At 59.5% G+C, this 17,955-nt stretch carries 17 protein-coding genes and 1 pseudogene; 10 read left to right on the plus strand and 8 right to left on the minus strand.

Features of this window, described 5'->3' with window-relative positions; translation table 11 throughout:
- Positions 1-87: 87 nt before the first annotated feature.
- Together BFC21_RS19165 and BFC21_RS19170 are read right to left on the minus strand one after the other, a co-directional pair.
- The gene (locus BFC21_RS19165) at positions 88-708 is read right to left on the minus strand and encodes a cytochrome c (RefSeq protein WP_016782753.1); all 621 of its coding nucleotides are present in this window, start codon (positions 706-708) and stop codon (positions 88-90) included.
- A gap of 46 nt (positions 709-754) precedes the next feature.
- A pseudogene (locus BFC21_RS19170) lies at positions 755-1,002 on the minus strand (cytochrome c5 family protein).
- A 190-nt stretch (positions 1,003-1,192) separates the two neighbouring features.
- Between BFC21_RS19170 and yihA the strand changes: the two are divergent.
- A complete protein-coding gene (gene yihA / locus BFC21_RS19175) occupies positions 1,193-1,843 on the plus strand; it encodes a ribosome biogenesis GTP-binding protein YihA/YsxC (RefSeq protein ID WP_016782752.1) in 651 nt (216 codons plus the stop codon).
- 331 nt (positions 1,844-2,174) lie between these two features.
- Here the strand turns inward: yihA and polA are convergent, their stop codons facing one another.
- Positions 2,175-4,943, minus strand: a complete 2,769-nt coding sequence (polA, locus tag BFC21_RS19180) for a DNA polymerase I (protein ID WP_088378649.1) — start codon at positions 4,941-4,943, stop codon at positions 2,175-2,177.
- A gap of 74 nt (positions 4,944-5,017) precedes the next feature.
- On the opposite strand from polA, the gene BFC21_RS19185 reads away from it, so the two are divergent.
- Both BFC21_RS19185 and BFC21_RS19190 read left to right on the plus strand, forming a co-directional pair.
- Positions 5,018-5,308 carry a DUF2782 domain-containing protein gene (locus tag BFC21_RS19185; RefSeq protein ID WP_016782750.1) on the plus strand — a complete coding sequence of 97 codons (291 nt, stop codon included), beginning with the start codon at positions 5,018-5,020 and terminating at the stop codon, positions 5,306-5,308.
- Between the two features lie 56 nt (positions 5,309-5,364).
- The gene (locus tag BFC21_RS19190) at positions 5,365-6,315 is read left to right on the plus strand and encodes a homoserine kinase (protein ID WP_088378650.1); all 951 of its coding nucleotides are present in this window, start codon (positions 5,365-5,367) and stop codon (positions 6,313-6,315) included.
- A gap of 147 nt (positions 6,316-6,462) precedes the next feature.
- Here the strand turns inward: BFC21_RS19190 and BFC21_RS19195 are convergent, their stop codons facing one another.
- Positions 6,463-7,392, minus strand: a complete 930-nt coding sequence (locus BFC21_RS19195; protein ID WP_371914920.1) for a zinc ABC transporter substrate-binding protein — start codon at positions 7,390-7,392, stop codon at positions 6,463-6,465.
- Positions 7,393-7,449: 57 nt separating this feature from the next.
- On the opposite strand from BFC21_RS19195, the gene BFC21_RS19200 reads away from it, so the two are divergent.
- From BFC21_RS19200 to BFC21_RS19215, 4 genes are read left to right on the plus strand one after another with little or no spacing between them, the layout of a single operon-like run.
- Complete coding sequence (locus tag BFC21_RS19200; RefSeq protein WP_016782747.1) at positions 7,450-7,932, plus strand: Fur family transcriptional regulator; 483 nt, start codon at positions 7,450-7,452, stop codon at positions 7,930-7,932.
- The gene (gene znuC, locus BFC21_RS19205) at positions 7,932-8,720 is read left to right on the plus strand and encodes a zinc ABC transporter ATP-binding protein ZnuC (RefSeq protein WP_088378652.1); all 789 of its coding nucleotides are present in this window, start codon (positions 7,932-7,934) and stop codon (positions 8,718-8,720) included. The genes BFC21_RS19200 and znuC overlap by 1 nt, the downstream gene beginning before the upstream one ends.
- Positions 8,713-9,501 (plus strand): zinc ABC transporter permease subunit ZnuB, encoded by a 789-nt coding sequence (znuB, locus tag BFC21_RS19210; protein WP_016782745.1) that lies wholly within the window; start codon positions 8,713-8,715, stop codon positions 9,499-9,501. The genes znuC and znuB overlap by 8 nt, the downstream gene beginning before the upstream one ends.
- 37 nt (positions 9,502-9,538) lie before the next feature.
- Positions 9,539-10,258 (plus strand): PA5502 family lipoprotein, encoded by a 720-nt coding sequence (locus BFC21_RS19215; protein WP_088378653.1) that lies wholly within the window; start codon positions 9,539-9,541, stop codon positions 10,256-10,258.
- 61 nt (positions 10,259-10,319) lie between these two features.
- Here BFC21_RS19215 and katE read toward each other — a convergent pair whose 3' ends face one another.
- Entirely contained in the window at positions 10,320-12,509 is a 2,190-nt protein-coding gene (katE, locus tag BFC21_RS19220) for a catalase HPII (protein WP_269768139.1), read from the minus strand.
- Positions 12,510-12,710: 201 nt separating this feature from the next.
- On the opposite strand from katE, the gene BFC21_RS19225 reads away from it, so the two are divergent.
- The 3 genes from BFC21_RS19225 (at position 12,711) to BFC21_RS19235 (ending at position 15,243) form a co-directional block, all read left to right on the plus strand.
- Positions 12,711-13,718: a methionine ABC transporter ATP-binding protein gene (locus BFC21_RS19225; RefSeq protein WP_088378655.1), complete on the plus strand. Its 1,008-nt coding sequence runs from the start codon at positions 12,711-12,713 to the stop codon at positions 13,716-13,718.
- Positions 13,718-14,392 carry a methionine ABC transporter permease gene (locus BFC21_RS19230; RefSeq protein WP_120266435.1) on the plus strand — a complete coding sequence of 225 codons (675 nt, stop codon included), beginning with the start codon at positions 13,718-13,720 and terminating at the stop codon, positions 14,390-14,392. Before BFC21_RS19225 ends, BFC21_RS19230 begins: the two co-directional genes overlap by 1 nt.
- An 80-nt stretch (positions 14,393-14,472) precedes the next feature.
- Positions 14,473-15,243: a MetQ/NlpA family ABC transporter substrate-binding protein gene (locus tag BFC21_RS19235; protein WP_086795609.1), complete on the plus strand. Its 771-nt coding sequence runs from the start codon at positions 14,473-14,475 to the stop codon at positions 15,241-15,243.
- Between the two features lie 138 nt (positions 15,244-15,381).
- On the opposite strand, the gene BFC21_RS19240 is transcribed toward BFC21_RS19235, so the two are convergent.
- The 3 genes from BFC21_RS19240 to BFC21_RS19250 are packed head-to-tail and all read right to left on the minus strand — an operon-like array spanning position 15,382 to position 17,950.
- Positions 15,382-16,017 (minus strand): SCO family protein, encoded by a 636-nt coding sequence (locus BFC21_RS19240; protein WP_088378656.1) that lies wholly within the window; start codon positions 16,015-16,017, stop codon positions 15,382-15,384.
- A complete protein-coding gene (cyoE, locus tag BFC21_RS19245; RefSeq protein WP_088378657.1) occupies positions 16,014-16,913 on the minus strand; it encodes a heme o synthase in 900 nt (299 codons plus the stop codon). Before cyoE ends, BFC21_RS19240 begins: the two co-directional genes overlap by 4 nt.
- Positions 16,901-17,950 (minus strand): heme A synthase, encoded by a 1,050-nt coding sequence (locus BFC21_RS19250; RefSeq protein WP_088378658.1) that lies wholly within the window; start codon positions 17,948-17,950, stop codon positions 16,901-16,903. The genes cyoE and BFC21_RS19250 overlap by 13 nt, the downstream gene beginning before the upstream one ends.
- Between the last annotated feature and the right edge of the window lie 5 nt (positions 17,951-17,955).

The following is a 17,955-nucleotide window of genomic DNA, read 5'->3' on the forward strand; positions in this document are numbered from 1 at the left end:
CTGCCCTTTGAGGTTCACATTCAAGGATTAAACGATCGTTAACGTGGCCACGGGTTTCAAGACCCGGCCCCGCCGACCGTGCTGACCTTAGTGCAGGCCTTGAATATAGCTGGCCAGCGCTTTGATGTCCTTGTTGCTCATTTTGGCCGCGATGCCGCGCATGATCATCGAGTCGCCATCGTTGGTACGATCGCCTTCGCGGAAGTCTGTCAGCTGTTTCTCGATATAGCTGGCATGTTGGCCGCCCAGGTGCGGGAAGCCGGCAGCGGCAAGGCCCTGGCCGTCTGGCGAGTGGCAGCCGATGCACGCAGGCATGCCTTTCTCAAGGTTGCCACCACGGAACAGGGCTTCACCCTGGGCAACCAGTGCCGGGTCAGCAGCGCCGACCGAGCCTTTCTGGCTGGAGTAGTAGGCAGCGATGTCGGCAAGGTCCTGATCGTTCAGGTTCGCCAGCAGGCCGGTCATTTCCAGCACCTGACGCTTGCCGTCCTTGATTTCATGCAACTGCTTGAGCAGGTAACGATCACCTTGCCCGGCCAGCTTGGGGAAGTTTGGGGCCATGCTATTGCCGTCCGGACCGTGACAAGCGCCACATACAGCGGTTTTTGCCTGACCTGCAGCAGCATCACCTACCACAACGGCGCCTGCAGCCTGGGCAATACCGCTGACGCCCAAGGTCAACAGCAGACTCACGAGTAATTTGTTCATCAGCTAATCCAACTACGGCTAAGGGTTAAAGAGTTCTGGGCCGGGCTCACTCGCTTATCCACTGTAGGACAGTTCGGTGATCCTCGACACTGCAGTCCATGCACAAACCACGCGGCGGCATCGCCTTGAAACCCTGGGTCACGTGTTGCACCAGCGCCTCCATACCTTGCTCTAACCTTGGCCGATAAGCTGACCTGCATGGCAGACAATACAAACGCGGTTGTACACGGCTTCCGGATCCTGTGTAGCCTGAATGCTGTAACGTGGCATCAAGACACCGGCACCAGCAGTCATAAAACGACCTTTTCAGGGTTGGGAGCCTGCTGCGTTCTAATGCGCAACCTGGGTTTTTCGCTCCCGTGTTCTTCATCCTACGCTGGGACAAAGCGCACACAAAATCTGCGGCATTATATACTGGCGTCACTGAAACGGAAACGACACGCTCGCCGCGTCCATTCCTGACGCCGCTCACATCGGAAATCCCATGCAACTCAAGAACCCCATTCTCGGTCTGTGCCAACAGGCCACCTTCATGCTCAGCGCTGCCAAAGTCGATCAATGCCCCGATGACGAAGGCTACGAAGTCGCGTTTGCCGGGCGCTCCAACGCCGGCAAGTCCAGTGCCCTCAACACTTTGACCCACGCCAGCCTGGCGCGCACGTCGAAAACTCCGGGCCGTACCCAACTGCTGAACTTCTTCAAACTGGACGAAGAACGTCGTCTGGTCGACCTGCCGGGTTACGGTTATGCCAAGGTGCCGATCCCGCTGAAATTGCACTGGCAGCGTCACCTTGAGGCGTATTTCGGCAGCCGTGAAAGCCTTAAAGGCGTGATCTTGATGATGGATATCCGTCATCCAATGACCGATTTCGACCTTTTGATGCTGGACTGGACCGTGTCCAGCGGCATGCCGATGCATATTTTGCTGACCAAAGCCGACAAACTGACGTACGGCGCTGCAAAAAATACATTGCTTAAAATCCAGTCGGATATTCGCAAGCAATGGGGCGATGCCGTCACCATCCAGTTGTTCTCCACGCCCAAGCGCATGGGCCTGGAAGAGGCGTACACCGTGCTGGCGCGCTGGATGGAACTGCCGAACAAAGGCGAAGAGCTGGTCGAGGCTGACGAGTAACACATCGCAGGCAAAAAAAAACCCGGACTTCGCATGGGGGGAAGGAGGTCCGGGGTTCAAGTACTGAACCGCTAGGGCGTGGTTCAGATATCTGCCAACACTTAACACAACATTAGGAGCTTTGAAGGGCTTCACCACCCATTCAATAAATCTGAGTGGTGTTGGCAGATTTAGTTCCGGGAGCCTAAAAACTCTTTGGAATAAGCCCGGTCTCTGAAGCAGCAATAAATTTTTAGTGTGGGAGCGGGCTTGCTCGCGATGGCATCAACGCGGCCATTTAGACAGGCCGCGTCGCCTGCATCGCGAGCAAGCCCGCTCCCACATCCCCGCTTTAGTGCGCTTCATCCCAGTTGTTGCCCACGCCTACTTCAACCACTAGCGGCACATCCAGCTTCGCCGCTTCGCTCATGTGTACCCGTACTTCATCACGCACCTGGTCCACCAGGTCTTCGCGCACTTCCAGCACCAATTCATCGTGTACTTGCAGGATGACACGGGCATCGAGGCCTGATGCGCTGAGCCAGTTATCCACAGCCACCATCGCTTTCTTGATGATATCGGCCGCCGTGCCCTGCATCGGGGCGTTGATCGCCGTGCGTTCTGCACCTTTGCGCAGGGCCGGGTTTTTCGCGTTGATTTCCGGCAGGTACAAGCGACGACCGAAAATGGTCTCGACATAGCCTTGCTCGGCAGCCTGGGTGCGCGTGCGCTCCATGTAGTCCAGCACGCCCGGGTAACGTGCGAAATAACGGTCGATATAGGCCTGTGACTGTTTGCGATCGACGCCAATCTGTTTGGCCAGGCCAAAGGCGCTCATGCCGTAGATCAGGCCGAAGTTGATCGCCTTGGCACTGCGCCGCTGGTCGGTAGTCACGTCCGCCAGCTCAACCCCGAAGACCTCGGCGGCCGTGGCGCTGTGCACGTCCAGGTTGTTGCGGAAGGCATGCAGCAAGCCTTCGTCCTTGGCCAGGTGGGCCATGATCCGTAGTTCGATTTGCGAGTAGTCGGCCGCCAGCAGTTTGTAGCCTTTTGGGGCTACGAATGCCTGACGAATTCGGCGACCTTCTGCAGTACGGATCGGAATGTTCTGCAAGTTCGGGTCACTGGAGGACAAACGCCCGGTAGCCGTCACCGCCTGATGGTAGGACGTATGAATCCGCCCAGTACGAGGGTTGATCTGCTCCGGCAGGCGATCGGTATAAGTGCTCTTCAGCTTGCTCATCGAGCGGTACTGCATCAGCACCTTGGGCAGCGGGAAGTCCTGCTCGGCCAACTCCGCCAGCACGGCTTCGGCCGTCGAAGGCTGGCCCTTGGCCGTTTTGCTGATAATCGGCAAACCGAGTTTTTCGTACAGGATCACACCCAGTTGCTTGGGTGAGCTCAGGTTGAATTCTTCACCGGCAATGGCAAAAGCCTCACGCTCAAGCGCAACCAGCTTGTCACCCAGTTCAACACTCTGGATGCCCAGCAGGTTGGCATCCACCAGCGCGCCCTGGCGTTCAATGCGCGCCAATACAGGCACCAGCGGCATCTCGATGTCCGTCAGCACGCTGTTGAGGCTGGGGATGGCTGCCAGTTTTTCGTGCAGCACATGGTGCAGGCGCAAGGTCACATCGGCATCTTCGGCCGCATACGGCCCGGCCTGCTCCAGGGAAATCTGGTCAAAGGTCAGTTGCTTGACGCCCTTGCCGGCAATGTCCTGGAAGCTGGTGGTGGTGTGGCCCAGGTACTTGAGCGCCAGGCTGTCCATATCGTGGCGGCTGCCCGTGGAGTCGAGCACATAGGACTCCAGCATGGTGTCGTAGGCAACGCCCTGCACCATGATCCCGCACGCTTGATCACCACCGATGGCGCAGTTGGCCAGAATATTCATGTCGTACTTGGCGTGTTGTCCGACCTTGGCTTTGCTCGGGTCTTCCAGCAGCGGCTTGAGGGCACGCAAAACGGTGTCGCGGTCCAGTTGCTCCGGCACGCCCATATAGGAGTGGGTCAACGGGATGTAGGCCGCTTCGCCGGGTTTGACCGCGAACGACAAACCCACCAACTGCGCTTGCTGCGCGTCCAGGCCGGTGGTTTCGGTGTCAAAGGCAATCAGCTTGGCGTCATTGAGCTTTTTCAGCCATACGTCAAACCGCGCCTGATCGAGGATGGTTTCGTATTGCTGCTCGGCCTCGGCAGGCGCCTCGGGGGCTTCGTGTACGATCACCTGGCCAGCACGCTTGGCCTCGCGCTCGACCTCGGCAATCCAGCTTTTGAACTCCAGCTCGGTGTACAGCTCGATCAGTTTTTCGCAGTCAGGCGCCTTGAGGTGCAAGTCTTCCAGGCCGATATCCAGCGGCACATCGATCTTGATCGTCGCCAATTGATAGGACAAAAACGCCATTTCCCGGTGTTCTTCGAGTTTGGCAGGCAAGTTTTTGGCGCCACGGATGGGCAGGGTCGGCACGATATCGAGCTTTTCGTACAGATCGACCAAACCACCGCCTACACCCACCAGCAAGCCGGACGCAGTCTTCGGACCAATGCCCGGTACGCCTGGAATGTTGTCGGACGAATCGCCCATCAACGCGAGGTAGTCGATGATCTGCTCGGGCGAAACGCCGAATTTCTCTTTGACGCCTTCGACGTCCATCACGCTGCCGGTCATGGTGTTGACCAGGGTGATGTGGCCATCGACCAGTTGGGCCATGTCCTTGTCACCGGTGGAGATGACCACTGGTCGGTCTGCTGCCGCACTGCTGCGTGCCAGCGTGCCGATCACATCATCCGCCTCGACCCCTTCAACGCACAGCAAAGGGAAGCCCAGCGCGATCACGCTGGCGTGCAAGGGCTCGATTTGTACGCGCATGTCATCGGGCATGCTCGGGCGATTGGCCTTGTACTCGGCGTACATGTCATCGCGAAATGTCCCGCCCTTGGCGTCGAAAACTACCGCGAACGGGCTGTCCGGGTACTGCTTGCGCAGGCTTTTGAGCATGTTCAACACGCCCTTTACGGCGCCGGTCGGCAGCCCCTTGGACGTAGTCAGCGGCGGCAGCGCGTGAAAGGCGCGGTACAGATATGAAGAACCGTCCACCAGGACGAGGGGAGCTTGGCTCATGAGCAGGATCAACCTTTTCGGCGAGTCCGGCGCTAGAATGTCCGGACCAATGACGACAAAGGGACAAGGTTATCATGCGCACACTCAATCGCCTGTTGCTGACCGGTTTGTTTGCACTCACTCCGCTGGTAACCTTCGCAGCAGATGAAGCAGTCACCGCCGATCCAGATGTAACCATTCGCACGGAAGGCGATAAAACCATTCAGGAGTACCGTCAAAACGGTTTCCTGTACGCCATCAAGGTCACCCCAAAAGGGGGCAAACCGTACTTCCTGGTACGCGCTGATGGTACTGATGCCAATTACATCCGTTCCGACCAGCCGGATATGCTGATTCCTTCGTGGAAAATCTTCGAATGGAAGTAGCGTCTTAACTTTAATTGGCGCCGCCTGGGGCGGCGCCCGTACTGGCAATTTAAATCATGTCTGTATTCACCCCACTGACTCGCAGCGAGTTGGAAACCTTCCTTGCGCCTTATGAACTCGGGCGTTTGCTCGATTTCCAGGGGATTGCTGCGGGCAGCGAAAATACCAACTACTTCATCAGCCTGGAGCAGGGTGAGTTTGTCCTGACCCTGGTTGAACGCGGCCCGGTCAAGGAAATGCCGTTCTTTATCGAGCTGCTGGATGTGCTGCATGACGCCGATCTGCCGGTGCCTTTCGCCTTGCGCACCGTTGACGGCCAGGCCCTGCGCGAGCTCAAGGGCAAGCCGGCGCTGCTGCAGCCGCGCCTGGCGGGCAAGCATATTCGTGAAGCCAACGCCCAGCATTGCGCCCAGGTGGGTGACTTGCTCGGCCACTTGCACACCGCCACCCGCCACAAGGTGCTGGAGCGCAAGACCGACCGCGGCCTGGACTGGATGCTGACAGAAGGGCCAGCCCTGATGGCCGGTTTGTCGCCTGATTCGGCACAATTGCTGCAAAAGGCATTGCAGGAAATTACCGAGCGCAAGGCACAGATTCTGGCGTTGCCCCGGGCCAACCTGCACGGCGATCTGTTTCGTGATAACGCGATGTTCGAAGGCACTCACCTGACCGGGCTGATCGACTTTTACAACGCCTGTTCGGGCCCGATGCTGTACGACGTGGCCATTGCCCTGAATGACTGGTGTGCCGACGAAGACGGCCAGATCGACGCGCCTCGCGCCCGTGCGCTGCTGGGCGCCTATGCCGCGTTGCGCCCGTTCACTGCCGCTGAAGCCGAGTTGTGGCCGACCATGCTGCGCATTGCCTGCGTGCGGTTCTGGTTGTCGCGCCTGATCGCAGCCCAGACCTTTGCCGGTCAGGACGTGCTGATTCACGATCCGGGCGAGTTCGAAAAGCGCCTGGCTTTGCGCCAGACGGTAACCGTACAGCTGCCGTTCGCGTTGTAACAAACGCTGAAATCAACGGTGGGAGCGGGCTTGCTCGCGATGGTAGCGACGCGGTGTATCTGAACAACCGCGTCGATCCAATCGCGAGCAAGCCCGCTCCCACAGAAGTTCTGGCATGCAGTACAGCGCAATGCCAGCGGAGCTGGTTTACAAACTCTCCAGGCAACCCGCCAGGTCGTTGCCCAGCTTTTCCAACAACTGCTCATACCCCTGTGCTGTCGCCGGGGTGTAGCCGCCCAGGGCATCCAGTTCCGCCAACTTGACCGGCAACCCGGCAGTCAGGGTGTCCGCCAGGCGCGGACGCAGCGGCGGGTCGCTGAATACACAGGTCTTGCCCACTTCCTGCAAACGCTTGCGCATGGCCGCTACATGCTGGGCGCCCGGCTGCACTTCCGAAGCCACACTGAAGGTTCCGGTGTGCTTGAGGCCGTAAGCACTTTCAAAATAGTCGTAGCCTTCGTGGAACACGAAGAACGGCTTGCCGGCAATCCCGGCCATACGCTGCTTGAGGCGCGCATCCAGGGCATCCAGGCGCTCATTGAAAGCCTTGAGGTTGCTCTGGTATTTGCCTGCGTTGGCAGGGTCTTTTTCGCTCAGGTCAGCGGCCATTTTTGCCGCAATCACCCGGGCATTGTCCGGTGCCAGCCACAAATGCGCATCCAGGGTGCCGGGGCGATGATCGTGGTCATGTTCGGCGGCATCTTCTTCGTGCGAATGGCTATCTTCGGCGAAATGACGCAGTTTCAAGCCCGGCAGGGTCTGGACCGTCACCGATGGCAGGGTCCGGCCCTTGATCACCCGTGGCAGAAACCCTTCCATGTCCGGGCCGATCCAGTACAACAGGTCCGCCGACTGCACACGCCGTACGTCGGATGGGCGCAGTGCATAGTTATGCGGCGAGGCATTGGGCGGCAAAAGCACCTCCGGATGCCCCACGCCGTCCTGCACGGCAGCAGCAATCAGTTGCAGGGGTTTGATGCTGGTCAGCACGTTGACCTCGGCCCGGGCCGGGCTGATCACAAGCAAACTGGCGCTTAGAGCAAGAAAAAGAGACAAAAAACGGGGCACGATGAGCACTCATGTGGGCTGAAACAGGTAACATAATAACGTCTCTCTCAATAATCGTCGCCGCCCATGCCTATTACACCGCTTGCCAGCCGTCCCCATGACCACTCTCATTGTGTCCACAGTGCGCTGACCGAGGCCGATACCTTGTGCGCACAAAAGGGCCTGCGCCTGACCGCATTGCGTCGTCGGGTGCTGGAGCTGGTGTGGCAGAGCCACAAGCCGCTGGGCGCCTACGACATTTTGGCGGTGCTGAGCGAGCAGGACGGCCGCCGCGCCGCGCCACCGACCGTTTATCGGGCACTGGACTTCCTGCTCGATAATGGCCTGGTGCATCGTATTTCGTCGCTCAATGCCTTCGTCGGCTGCAGCCACCCTGAACATCCGCACCAGGGCCAGTTCCTGATTTGCCGCAACTGTCATGCGGCCATCGAGCTTGAGCAAAAAGCTATCAGCGACGCGATTGTGCAGAGCGCCCGCGATGTCGGCTTTACTGTCGAAGGCCAGACCGTCGAAGTGGTCGGTTTGTGTTCGGGTTGCCGGGAGGCCTGATGAGCGCAGCATTGATTCGCCTGCAACACGTCACGGTGACGTATGACGGGCAAAACGTCCTCGACAATATTGAGTTGAGCGTTGAACCGGGCCAGATCGTGACCCTGATCGGCCCCAATGGCGCCGGCAAGACCACGCTGGTCAAGGCCGTGCTCGGCCTGCTCAAGCCTACCCGCGGCAGTGTCTGGCGCAAGCCCAAGCTGCGGGTGGGCTATATGCCGCAAAAATTGCACGTCGACCCGACGTTGCCGCTGTCGGTGCTGCGCTTTTTGCGTCTGGTGCCCGGCGTGGACCGTGCCCAGGCCCTTGACGCACTCAAGGAGGTGGGCGCCGAAAAGGTCATCGACAGCCCGGTGCAAAGCGTGTCCGGCGGGGAAATGCAGCGCGTGCTGCTGGCCCGCGCACTGCTGCGCAAACCTCAATTGCTGGTGCTCGACGAGCCGGTACAGGGCGTGGACGTGGCCGGCCAGTCGGAGCTGTATGCCCTGATCACCCGTTTGCGCGACCGCCACGGCTGTGGCGTGCTGATGGTGTCCCACGACTTGCATCTGGTGATGAGCACCACCGACCAGGTGGTGTGCCTCAACCGCCACGTCTGCTGCTCCGGGCACCCTGAGCAGGTGAGCGGCGACCCGGCCTTTGTTGAGCTGTTTGGCAAAAATGCACAAAGCCTGGCGATTTATCACCACCATCACGACCATGCCCATGACTTGCATGGCGCGGTGGTCAGTGAAGACACCCCGGCTGCACACACTCATGTACATGGAGAAGGCTGCAAGCATGGCTGATTTTCTGCTTTACGCCCTGCTGGCAGGTCTGGCTCTGGCAATCGTTGCAGGCCCTCTGGGGTCCTTTGTGGTGTGGCGCCGCATGGCCTACTTTGGCGACACCTTGTCACACGCGGCTTTGCTGGGCGTGGCGATGGGCTTTTTGCTGGATGTGAGCCCGACTATTGCCGTCACTGTAGGCTGCCTGTTGCTGGCTGTGTTGCTGGTTACGCTGCAGCAGCGCCAGTCGCTGGCATCCGACACTTTGCTCGGAATTCTCGCCCCCAGCACCTTGTCCCTCGGGCTGGTCGTACTAAGCTTCATGCATGAAGTGCGGATCGACCTGATGGCGTATTTGTTTGGTGACCTGCTGGCCATCAGCCCAACCGACCTGATGTGGATCCTGGGCGGCAGCGCGGCAGTATTGGCCTTGCTGGTTGCCCTGTGGCGGCCATTGCTGGCGATTACCGTGCATGAAGAGCTGGCGATGGTTGAAGGCCTGCCCGTGGCGGCGTTACGCTTGGCCTTGATGCTGTTGATCGCGGTGGTGATTGCCGTGGCGATGAAAATCGTTGGCGTGCTGCTGATCACGTCCTTGCTGATCATTCCGGCGGCGGCGGCCCAGCGCCATGCCCGCTCTCCGGAGCAAATGGCACTGGGTGCCAGCGCGCTGGGCATACTGGCCGTGTGTGGTGGCCTGGCACTGTCATGGTTCAAGGACACGCCGGCAGGGCCGTCGATTGTGGTGTGTGCCGCTGCACTGTTTTTGCTGAGTTTTGTTCTGCCCCGTCGAGGGGTGTAGACTTGCTTGTTTTTTGCGCACTTAGAGAGCCGCAGGAATGAAGCTGTTCAACTCCCGTTACTTGCTCCTGGCCGCATTTTCCTTGCTGCTGGGCGCCTGCCAAAGCACGCCGTCGGCCGACACTACTGCCGCCGACGCTCGCGCTACGGCCATCGCACAGCTGGAGCAAAACCTGGCCAGCAGCGAACTCGCGACCGCCGAAGACCAACTGAGTGCCTTGCAGGCTCAAACCCCGGATGATCCGCAATTGGTGCAGTACCAGCGCCAACTGGCCGAGGCCTACCTGCAACGCAGCCAGATCGTTCTGCAAAAGGGTGATGTCAACGCTGCAGCCACTGCCCTGAGCCGTGCCCGTGCGTTGATGCCCAAGGCGCCTGCGCTGACCGGTGGCGTCAACAGCGCCATCACCCAGGCCCGCAAGGCCGAGCTGGACAAGGCCGAAGCGGCGCTCAAGGCTGCCGAAGCCCGACCGCCAGCCAAGGTGATCGACCCGGCGGCCGAAAGCACTACCGTTGCACTGAACATCGCCGATATTGCAAAACTTCGCCATCAACTGGATTTGATCGCGCAAGATATCGTCAATTACCAGTGTGCTGTCAGCCTGCAGGTGCCGCGTACCGCGGACTACCCCTGGCTGGCCACACTGATCAGCAAGCGGGTCAAGAAGCTCGATCCCGGGTTTGACCTCAAGCTGGAACGTCAAATCATTCGCCATGTGCCTGCACAAATGGTGCTGATCCCTGCCAAGGCGGAGTAAATCGCCCGGGCACAAAAAAACCCGTAGTAGCCACCGGCTGCTACGGGTTTTTTATTGATGACTAGGCCGGTATTGCCTTGGCCCTGGCCTCACGCGCCCATACACGATGTTGCCCGATTGCCGCAAAGAAGCCCTTCAGGTCCTTGGCCTCCTTGATCACCAGCAGCCCTTCATCCGCCTGCAAATGCAGCACGTCCAGCAGCTGTCCGGCTTCGCCGTGCAAGGCGATGGCCTTGAGGTGCTTGTAGGCTTCCAGCAGGTAGTGCAAAGCCACGCCGTCGCCGCTCAAGGCCTTGATCGACGCTGCGCCGCCCGGCACATACACTGCGTCGAACGCCACTGAAGGCAAGCCTTCCATCGAGGCATCCACTGCGAGCAAATTGCCTTCAGCTGTCTTGACCGGTGCCGAGGTCGGCCCCAGTAATTTGCCGTGGGCACCCTCGGCGGCCAGCGCCTGTTTCAGGGCATCGATCGCTTTGCCATCCACCCCGTTGGCGGCCAGAATCGCGACCTTGCGGGTTTTGATATTGCCCGGCAACAGATTGGCCTGACTCAAGGCCGGGGACTTGGCGATACTGGTCTTGCGCTCGGCCACTGTGCCGGCCTTGGGCGCAGGCAACCCCAGGTTCTGCGCTACGCGCCCGGCCAGGCCTAAATCGATATTGGCCAGGATTTCGTCCACTTGGCGCGCCCGGATATGCTCGCGCTCCACCTTGCCCAACTCGAAACTGTAGGCGGCGATGATGTGCTCTTGCTCGTGTTTGCTCATGCTGTTGAAAAACAGCCGCGCCTGGGAGAAATGATCGCTGAACGACTCGCTGCGCTGACGGATTTTGTTGGCATCGATACGCTCCGGGTAGCTCTCGAAACCGCCGTCCCTGGCGGCGGGTGGCGTTTCTTTTGGCCAGCCCCCGTCAATGGAGTTGGGTTCGTAAGCCGCACGGCCCTTGTGGATCGTGCTGCGGTGCTGGGCATCGCGCTGGTTGTTGTGGAACGGCGCGACCGGACGGTTGATCGGGATTTCATGAAAGTTCGGCCCGCCAAGACGGCTGATCTGCGTGTCTGTGTAGGAAAACAGGCGCCCTTGCAGCAACGGATCGTTGGAAAAATCGATCCCCGGCACGATATGCCCCGGGCAGAACGCAACCTGCTCGGTTTCTGCGAAAAAATTGTCCGGGTTGCGGTTGAGCACCATTTTGCCCAAGGGCGTGATGGGTATCAGTTCTTCGGGAATCAGCTTGGTGGGGTCAAGAATGTCAAAATCGAACTTGTGTTCGTCTTCCTCCGGGATGATCTGCACCCCGAATTCCCACTCCGGGTAATCGCCCGTTTCGATGGCGTCCCACAGATCACGGCGATGGAAGTCAGTGTCTTTGCCTGCGAGCTTTTGCGCTTCGTCCCACACCAGCCAGCAAGTACCTGCGCTCGGCCGCCAGTGGAACTTGACGAAGTTCGCCTGGCCTTCAGCGTTGATAAAGCGAAAGGTATGCACGCCGAAGCCTTGCATGCTTCTCAGGCTTTTCGGAATGGCCCGGTCGGACATGGCCCAAATAACCATGTGAGCAGATTCCGGCACTAGTGAGACAAAGTCCCAGAAGGTGTCATGAGCCGAGCCCCCGGTAGGGATTTCATTGTGCGGCTCAGGTTTTACGGCATGAACAAAGTCAGGAAACTTGACCGCGTCTTGTATGAAAAAGACCGGCATATTGTTGCCTACCAGATCGAAGTTGCCTTCGTCGGTGAAAAACTTGACCGCAAAACCGCGAACGTCACGCACTGTATCCCCGGAGCCCCTCGGGCCTTGCACGGTGGAGAAACGCACAAACACGGGGGTTTGCTTGCCCGGATCCTGCAGAAAGCCCGCCTTGGTCAGGGCGCTGTGGGACTTGTAAGCCTGAAAATAGCCATGCGCCCCGGTGCCTCGCGCGTGCACGATGCGCTCGGGAATCCGCTCGTGGTCAAAATGCGTGATTTTCTCGCGCATGATGAAGTCTTCGAGCAACGACGGACCGCGGGAACCGGCCTTGAGGGTGTTTTGATTATCAGCAATCTTCACCCCCTGGTTGGTTCTTAATGCCTGGTCCGTGGCGTCATCGCGAAAGGTTTCAAGGCTTTGCAATTTGACGTTGGTGTTGCCACGATCCAGGGTGTCGGTGCCGGCCATCTGGCTCTTGTTGGAAGACGGTTTTTTGCTGCTCATCAGACTAAACTCCTTGTTTGCGAAGCCCTGTGCATCAGGCCTTGTCGACAATTACCGCCGAGGTGGATGCGAGTTGCCTAAGTACTGACGCCTGGCCTCTACCGTCGTTCCTTTTTTCTGACCTTTAGTCGTCTTATTGCCAAATCAAAGGTTTGCGCGCAAATAAATGCTAAGTGCATCTATACGGACAGGCTAAAATGCGCGCCCGGCTTACCGCTGTACTTCTATTTACGCGCCCACAAGGTTCGCTACGTGATTGAGTTTCATAATGTTCATAAAACTTACCGGGTTGCCGGTAAGGACATTCCCGCGCTGCACTCCACCAGTTTGCGTGTTGAGAGCGGCCAGGTGTTCGGCCTGATTGGCCACTCCGGTGCGGGTAAAAGTACATTGCTGCGCCTGATTAACCGCCTCGAAACCCCGAGCGGCGGCCAGATCATCGTCGATAACGAAGACGTGACCGCAATGGACGCCAACGGCCTGCGCCGTTTCCGTCAGCAGGTCGGCATGATTTTCCAGCACTTCAACCTGCTGGCCTCCAAGACCGTGGCCGATAACGTCGCGATGCCTCTGACACTGGCAGGTGAATTGTCCCGCAGTGCCATTGATAAGCGCGTTGCTGAGTTGCTCGAGCGCGTGGGCCTGTCAGATCACGCCAAAAAATACCCGGCGCAACTGTCGGGCGGCCAGAAACAGCGCGTGGGCATTGCCCGTGCCCTGGCCACCAAGCCCAAAGTGCTGCTGTGCGACGAAGCCACCAGCGCCCTCGACCCGCAGACCACGGCCTCGGTGCTGCAACTGCTGGCCGAGATCAACCGCGAGCTGAAGCTGACCATCGTGCTGATCACCCACGAGATGGATGTGATCCGTCGTGTGTGTGACGAAGTGGCCGTGATGGACGCAGGTGTGATCGTCGAGCAAGGCCCGGTGGCCGATGTGTTCCTGCACCCCAAGCACCCGACCACCAAGCGTTTTGTGCAGGAAGACGAGCAGATTGACGAGAGCGAGCAGCGCGACGATTTCGCTCATGTGCCTGGCCGCATCGTGCGCCTGACCTTCCAGGGTGAAGCTACCTACGCACCTTTGCTGGGTACCATCGCTCGTGAAACGGGTGTGGACTACAGCATCCTGGCCGGTCGCATCGACCGCATCAAAGACACCCCTTATGGGCAACTGACCCTCGCCATCACCGGTGGCGATATGGAAGCGGCGTTTTCCCGCTTCGTTGCCGCTGACGTTCATATGGAGGTGCTGCGCTAATGGACGCTTTCCTGAGTTTTTTCTCCAATATCGACTGGCTGGAAATCTGGCTGGCCACCGGCGACACCTTGATGATGCTCGGCGGTTCGCTGCTGTTCACCATCGTGCTGGGCCTGCCGCTGGGTGTGTTGCTGTTTTTGTGCAGCCCGCGCCAACTGTTTGAGCAAAAGGCCGTGTACGCCTTTCTGTCGCTGGCGGTGAACATTCTGCGTTCGCTGCCATTTATCATCCTGTTGATTGTGATGATTCCTTTCACGGTGCTGATTACCGGTACCTCGCTGGGCGTGGCGGGCGCCATTCCGCCACTGGTGGTCGGTGCCACGCCGTTCTTCGCCCGTCTGGTGGAGACCGCCTTGCGTGAGGTGGACCGTGGCATCATCGAGGCGACCCAGGCGATGGGCGCCAGCACCCGTCAGATCATCACCAGTGCCCTGTTGCCTGAGGCGCGCCCCGGTATTTTCGCCGCGATCACCGTGACCGCCATTACCCTGGTGAGCTACACCGCGATGGCCGGTGTGGTCGGCGCCGGTGGCCTGGGTGACCTGGCGATCCGCTTTGGTTACCAGCGCTTCCAGACTGACGTGATGATCGTCACAGTGGTGCTGTTGCTGATTCTGGTGCAGATTCTGCAAACCCTTGGCGACAGGCTGGTGGTTCACTTTTCGCGCAAGTAAACGCAAGCCGATTCTATAAACGTAACCGCCAGCTCCGGCTGGCAGATACCTGAGATCAGGTATTCACAAGGAGTTGCTGGATGAAGAAGTTATTTGCTGCTGTGGCCGCTGTTGCGGCGTTCTCGGCCCACGCGGGCGATCTGTCGGTTGCGGCCACCCCGGTGCCCCACGCGGAGATCCTGGAATTCGTGAAGCCTGCACTGGCCAAGGAGGGCGTCAACCTCAAGGTCAAGGTGTTCACCGACTACATCCAGCCAAACGTACAAGTGGCTGAAAAGCGCCTGGACGCCAACTTCTTCCAGCACCAGCCGTACCTGGATGAGTTCAACAAGGCCAAGGGCACCCATTTGGTCAGCGTTGCCGCTGTTCACCTGGAGCCGCTGGGCGCTTACTCGAGCAAGTACAAAAAGCTGGATGAAATCAAAGACGGTTCTACCGTGGTGATCCCGAATGACGCCACTAACGGCGGCCGTGCGCTGTTGTTGCTGGATAAGGCCGGGCTGATTACGCTCAAGGACAAGACCAACATCCTGTCGACCCCCAAAGACATTACCGCCAACCCCAAGAACCTGAAGTTCCGCGAGCTGGAAGCGGCCACCATTCCACGGGTGCTGACCCAGGTTGATCTGGCGCTGATCAACACCAACTACGCGCTGGAAGCCAAGCTGAACCCGGAAAAAGACGCACTGGTCATCGAAGGCAGCGATTCGCCTTACGTGAACATTCTGGTTGCACGCCCGGATGACAAAGACTCGGCTGACATGCAAAAGCTGGTTGCAGCCCTGCACACCCCGGAAGTGAAAGCGTTTATTCTTGAGAAGTACAAAGGCGCCATCGTACCGGCGTTCTAACACCGACTGTCGGAGCAAACCCGCCCCTCTGTGGGAGCGGGCTTGCTCGCGATGGCATCATTGCGGTTTTCCTGAGAGACCGTGTCGCCTGTATCGCAGGCAAGCCAGCTCCTACAGATTAATCTGCCCCTCTCCCTCTTACTTGCGCTCAACCAACCCCGGCAACTGGGCAACCATCTTCTGGTTGTTGAACGGTGCGCGGATAAAACCTCGCTGAGTGCCGTCCGGGCCGATCAGCGCAAGATTGCCACTGTGATCCACGGTGTAGTTCGCCTTGCTGGTATCGGCCGGAATAAACGGGATGCTCACCGCGTTGGCCAATGTTTGCAGCTCATCGATGGAGCCCGGCGTCAGGCCCACAAACTGCGGGTCAAAGTAGCCCAGGTACTGCTTGAGCTGCTGCGGCGTGTCGCGATGGGGATCAACGCTGACCAGTACAATCTGCAGCTTGTCCTGCACCTGCTTGGGCAGCTCGCTTTTGATCTGGCGCAGCTGGGCGAGGGTGGTCGGGCAAATGTCCGGGCAGAAGGTGTAGCCAAAAAACAGCATGCTCCACTTGCCTTTCAATTCATTCATCACCACCGGCTGACCGTCCTGGTTGGTCATCGTCACGTCCGGCAACTGGCGGCTTTGCGGCAGCAAGATGATCCCGGCATCGATCAGCGACGTGTTGTCACCCTGGCTCTTGCCCGACATCATTTTGTTAAACGTCAGGCCCATGACCAACGCCACTAGCGCAACGAGAATAAAGACGGTTTTTTGAATTTTAGTCATAGGTTCAACATCAGATAGTGGTCGACAAGCAGCGCGATAAACAGCAGGAACAGGTAGTAGATAGAGTACTTGAACGTGTTGATCGCCGCGTGCGGCTGGGTGCCACGGTACAGCACCCACGCCCAATGCAGAAAGCGTGCGCCCAACCCTAGCGCACAGCCCAGATAGAGCAAGCCGCTCATGTGGATCACAAACGGCAGCAGGCTCACTGCCAGCAGGACTAAGGTGTACAGCAGGATATGCACCTTGGTGTAGTGCTCGCCGTGGGTGACCGGCAACATCGGGATATCGGCCTTGGCGTATTCCTCCTTGCGATAAATGGCCAGCGCCCAGAAATGCGGCGGGGTCCAGGCGAAGATAATCAGCACCAGCAGCAGCGGCTCGGCGGTGACCTGCCCGGTGACGGCCACCCAGCCCAGCAGTGGTGGTGCTGCCCCGGCCAGCCCGCCAATGACGATATTCTGCGGCGTGGCCCGCTTCAAAAACCCGGTGTAGATCACCGCATAGCCGAGCAACGATGCCAGCGTCAGCCAGGCCGTCAGCGGGTTGGTAAATACCAGCAGCAATGCCATGCCCGCCAGCGCCAGCAGCAGGGCGAAGGCCAGCGCAGCCAGCGGTGACACCCGCCCCCGGGCCAGCGGGCGCTTGTGGGTACGCGCCATGACGGCGTCAATGCGCCGGTCCACCACATGATTGACCACCGCCGCGGCCCCGGCACACAGGCCAATACCCAGATTGCCGAAGATCAGCACGGGCCAGGGCACGCCGGCGCGGGTCGCGAGAAACATGCCTATCAGCGAAGTGATCAACATCAGGGCCAGCACTTTGGGCTTGGTCAGCTCCAGATAATCGCGCCACAACGCCCGCTGTACGTGCTCGCCCATTACGGTCGCCACGGCTGCTCTCCTTTAAGGCTGTAGCTCCAGCGGGCAAAGCGCGGGGCCTTGACCCGCACCAGGACTGTACGCGTGTGGTAATTGACCAGCACCAGGGTCAGCAGCAACGCCGCGCCCCCGGCGTTGTGGGCCACCGCCACGGCCAGTGGTAACCCCAACAGTACATTGCTCAGGCCCAGGCTGATCTGCGCTGCCAGCGCCACCAGCAGCAACCCCGCCAACCGGGTCATGCCGACCTTGCGCAACTGCCACGCCAGGCCCAGCAACACCCCGGTCAGCAGCACGGCGCCCAAACGATGGGTGAGGTGAATCGCCGTGCGGGCCTCGCTGTCCAGTTGCCCGCCCAGGTAGTTGGGGCCGATGTGCTGGGTCAGATGAAAGCCATTGGCGAAATCGGCCTCAGGCCACCATTGGCCATGACAGGTCGGTACATCAACACAGGCTACGGCGGCGTAGTTGGAACTGACCCAGCCCCCCAGCGCGATCTGCAGGATCGCCAGCACCAGCCCGGCGGTGGCCCAGCGCTGCAGGCGCCGCGGCACTGCCAGCGCGGGCAATACGCCAGATAAGCGCAACGTCAGCAAGAACAGCAGGCTCAAGGTCGCGAAGCCGCCCAGTAAATGCCCCGTAACCACCTGCGGCCACAGCTTGAGGGTCACCGTCCACATGCCAAACGCGGCCTGGGCGATCACCACCAGCAAGATAAACAGTGGCAGCTTGAGCGGCTGATCGGGCAAGTGCCGCTGCCGCCAGGCCCGGGCCGCCAGCAACACGATCAACAGGCCCAGGGAGCCGGCGAAATAACGGTGGGTCATCTCGCTCCAGCCCTTGTCGGCTTCCACCGGGGTATCGGGAAAATGCAGCTCGGCATGGGCCAGTTGCGCCTCACTCTTGGGCACGCTGATAAACCCGTAGCAGCCGGGCCAGTCCGGGCAGCCGAGCCCGGCGTGGGTCAGGCGGGTATAGGCACCGAGCAGCACCACCACCAGCGCCAGCAGGGTGGCAAGCAGGGCAAGACGAAATCCGGCTTTGGCCATGACAT

This window comes from Pseudomonas sp. TMW 2.1634, assembly GCF_001703595.1.
Taxonomy (GTDB): Bacteria; Pseudomonadota; Gammaproteobacteria; order Pseudomonadales; family Pseudomonadaceae; genus Aquipseudomonas; species Aquipseudomonas fragi.

Excerpts from the sequence above, each read along its gene's own strand:
- BFC21_RS19185 (WP_016782750.1), top strand. The coding sequence starts at position 5,018 with ATGCGCACACTCAATCGCCTGTTGCTGACCGGTTTGTTTGCACTCACT.
- BFC21_RS19165 (WP_016782753.1), bottom strand. The coding sequence starts at position 708 with ATGAACAAATTACTCGTGAGTCTGCTGTTGACCTTGGGCGTCAGCGGT.
- znuC (WP_088378652.1), top strand. The coding sequence starts at position 7,932 with ATGAGCGCAGCATTGATTCGCCTGCAACACGTCACGGTGACGTATGAC.
- BFC21_RS19230 (WP_120266435.1), top strand. The coding sequence starts at position 13,718 with ATGGACGCTTTCCTGAGTTTTTTCTCCAATATCGACTGGCTGGAAATC.
- BFC21_RS19200 (WP_016782747.1), top strand. The coding sequence starts at position 7,450 with ATGCCTATTACACCGCTTGCCAGCCGTCCCCATGACCACTCTCATTGT.
- BFC21_RS19235 (WP_086795609.1), top strand. The coding sequence starts at position 14,473 with ATGAAGAAGTTATTTGCTGCTGTGGCCGCTGTTGCGGCGTTCTCGGCC.
- BFC21_RS19215 (WP_088378653.1), top strand. The coding sequence starts at position 9,539 with ATGAAGCTGTTCAACTCCCGTTACTTGCTCCTGGCCGCATTTTCCTTG.
- polA (WP_088378649.1), bottom strand. The coding sequence starts at position 4,943 with ATGAGCCAAGCTCCCCTCGTCCTGGTGGACGGTTCTTCATATCTGTAC.
- BFC21_RS19240 (WP_088378656.1), bottom strand. The coding sequence starts at position 16,017 with ATGACTAAAATTCAAAAAACCGTCTTTATTCTCGTTGCGCTAGTGGCG.
- znuB (WP_016782745.1), top strand. The coding sequence starts at position 8,713 with ATGGCTGATTTTCTGCTTTACGCCCTGCTGGCAGGTCTGGCTCTGGCA.
- BFC21_RS19190 (WP_088378650.1), top strand. The coding sequence starts at position 5,365 with ATGTCTGTATTCACCCCACTGACTCGCAGCGAGTTGGAAACCTTCCTT.
- BFC21_RS19250 (WP_088378658.1), bottom strand. The coding sequence starts at position 17,950 with ATGGCCAAAGCCGGATTTCGTCTTGCCCTGCTTGCCACCCTGCTGGCG.
- yihA (WP_016782752.1), top strand. The coding sequence starts at position 1,193 with ATGCAACTCAAGAACCCCATTCTCGGTCTGTGCCAACAGGCCACCTTC.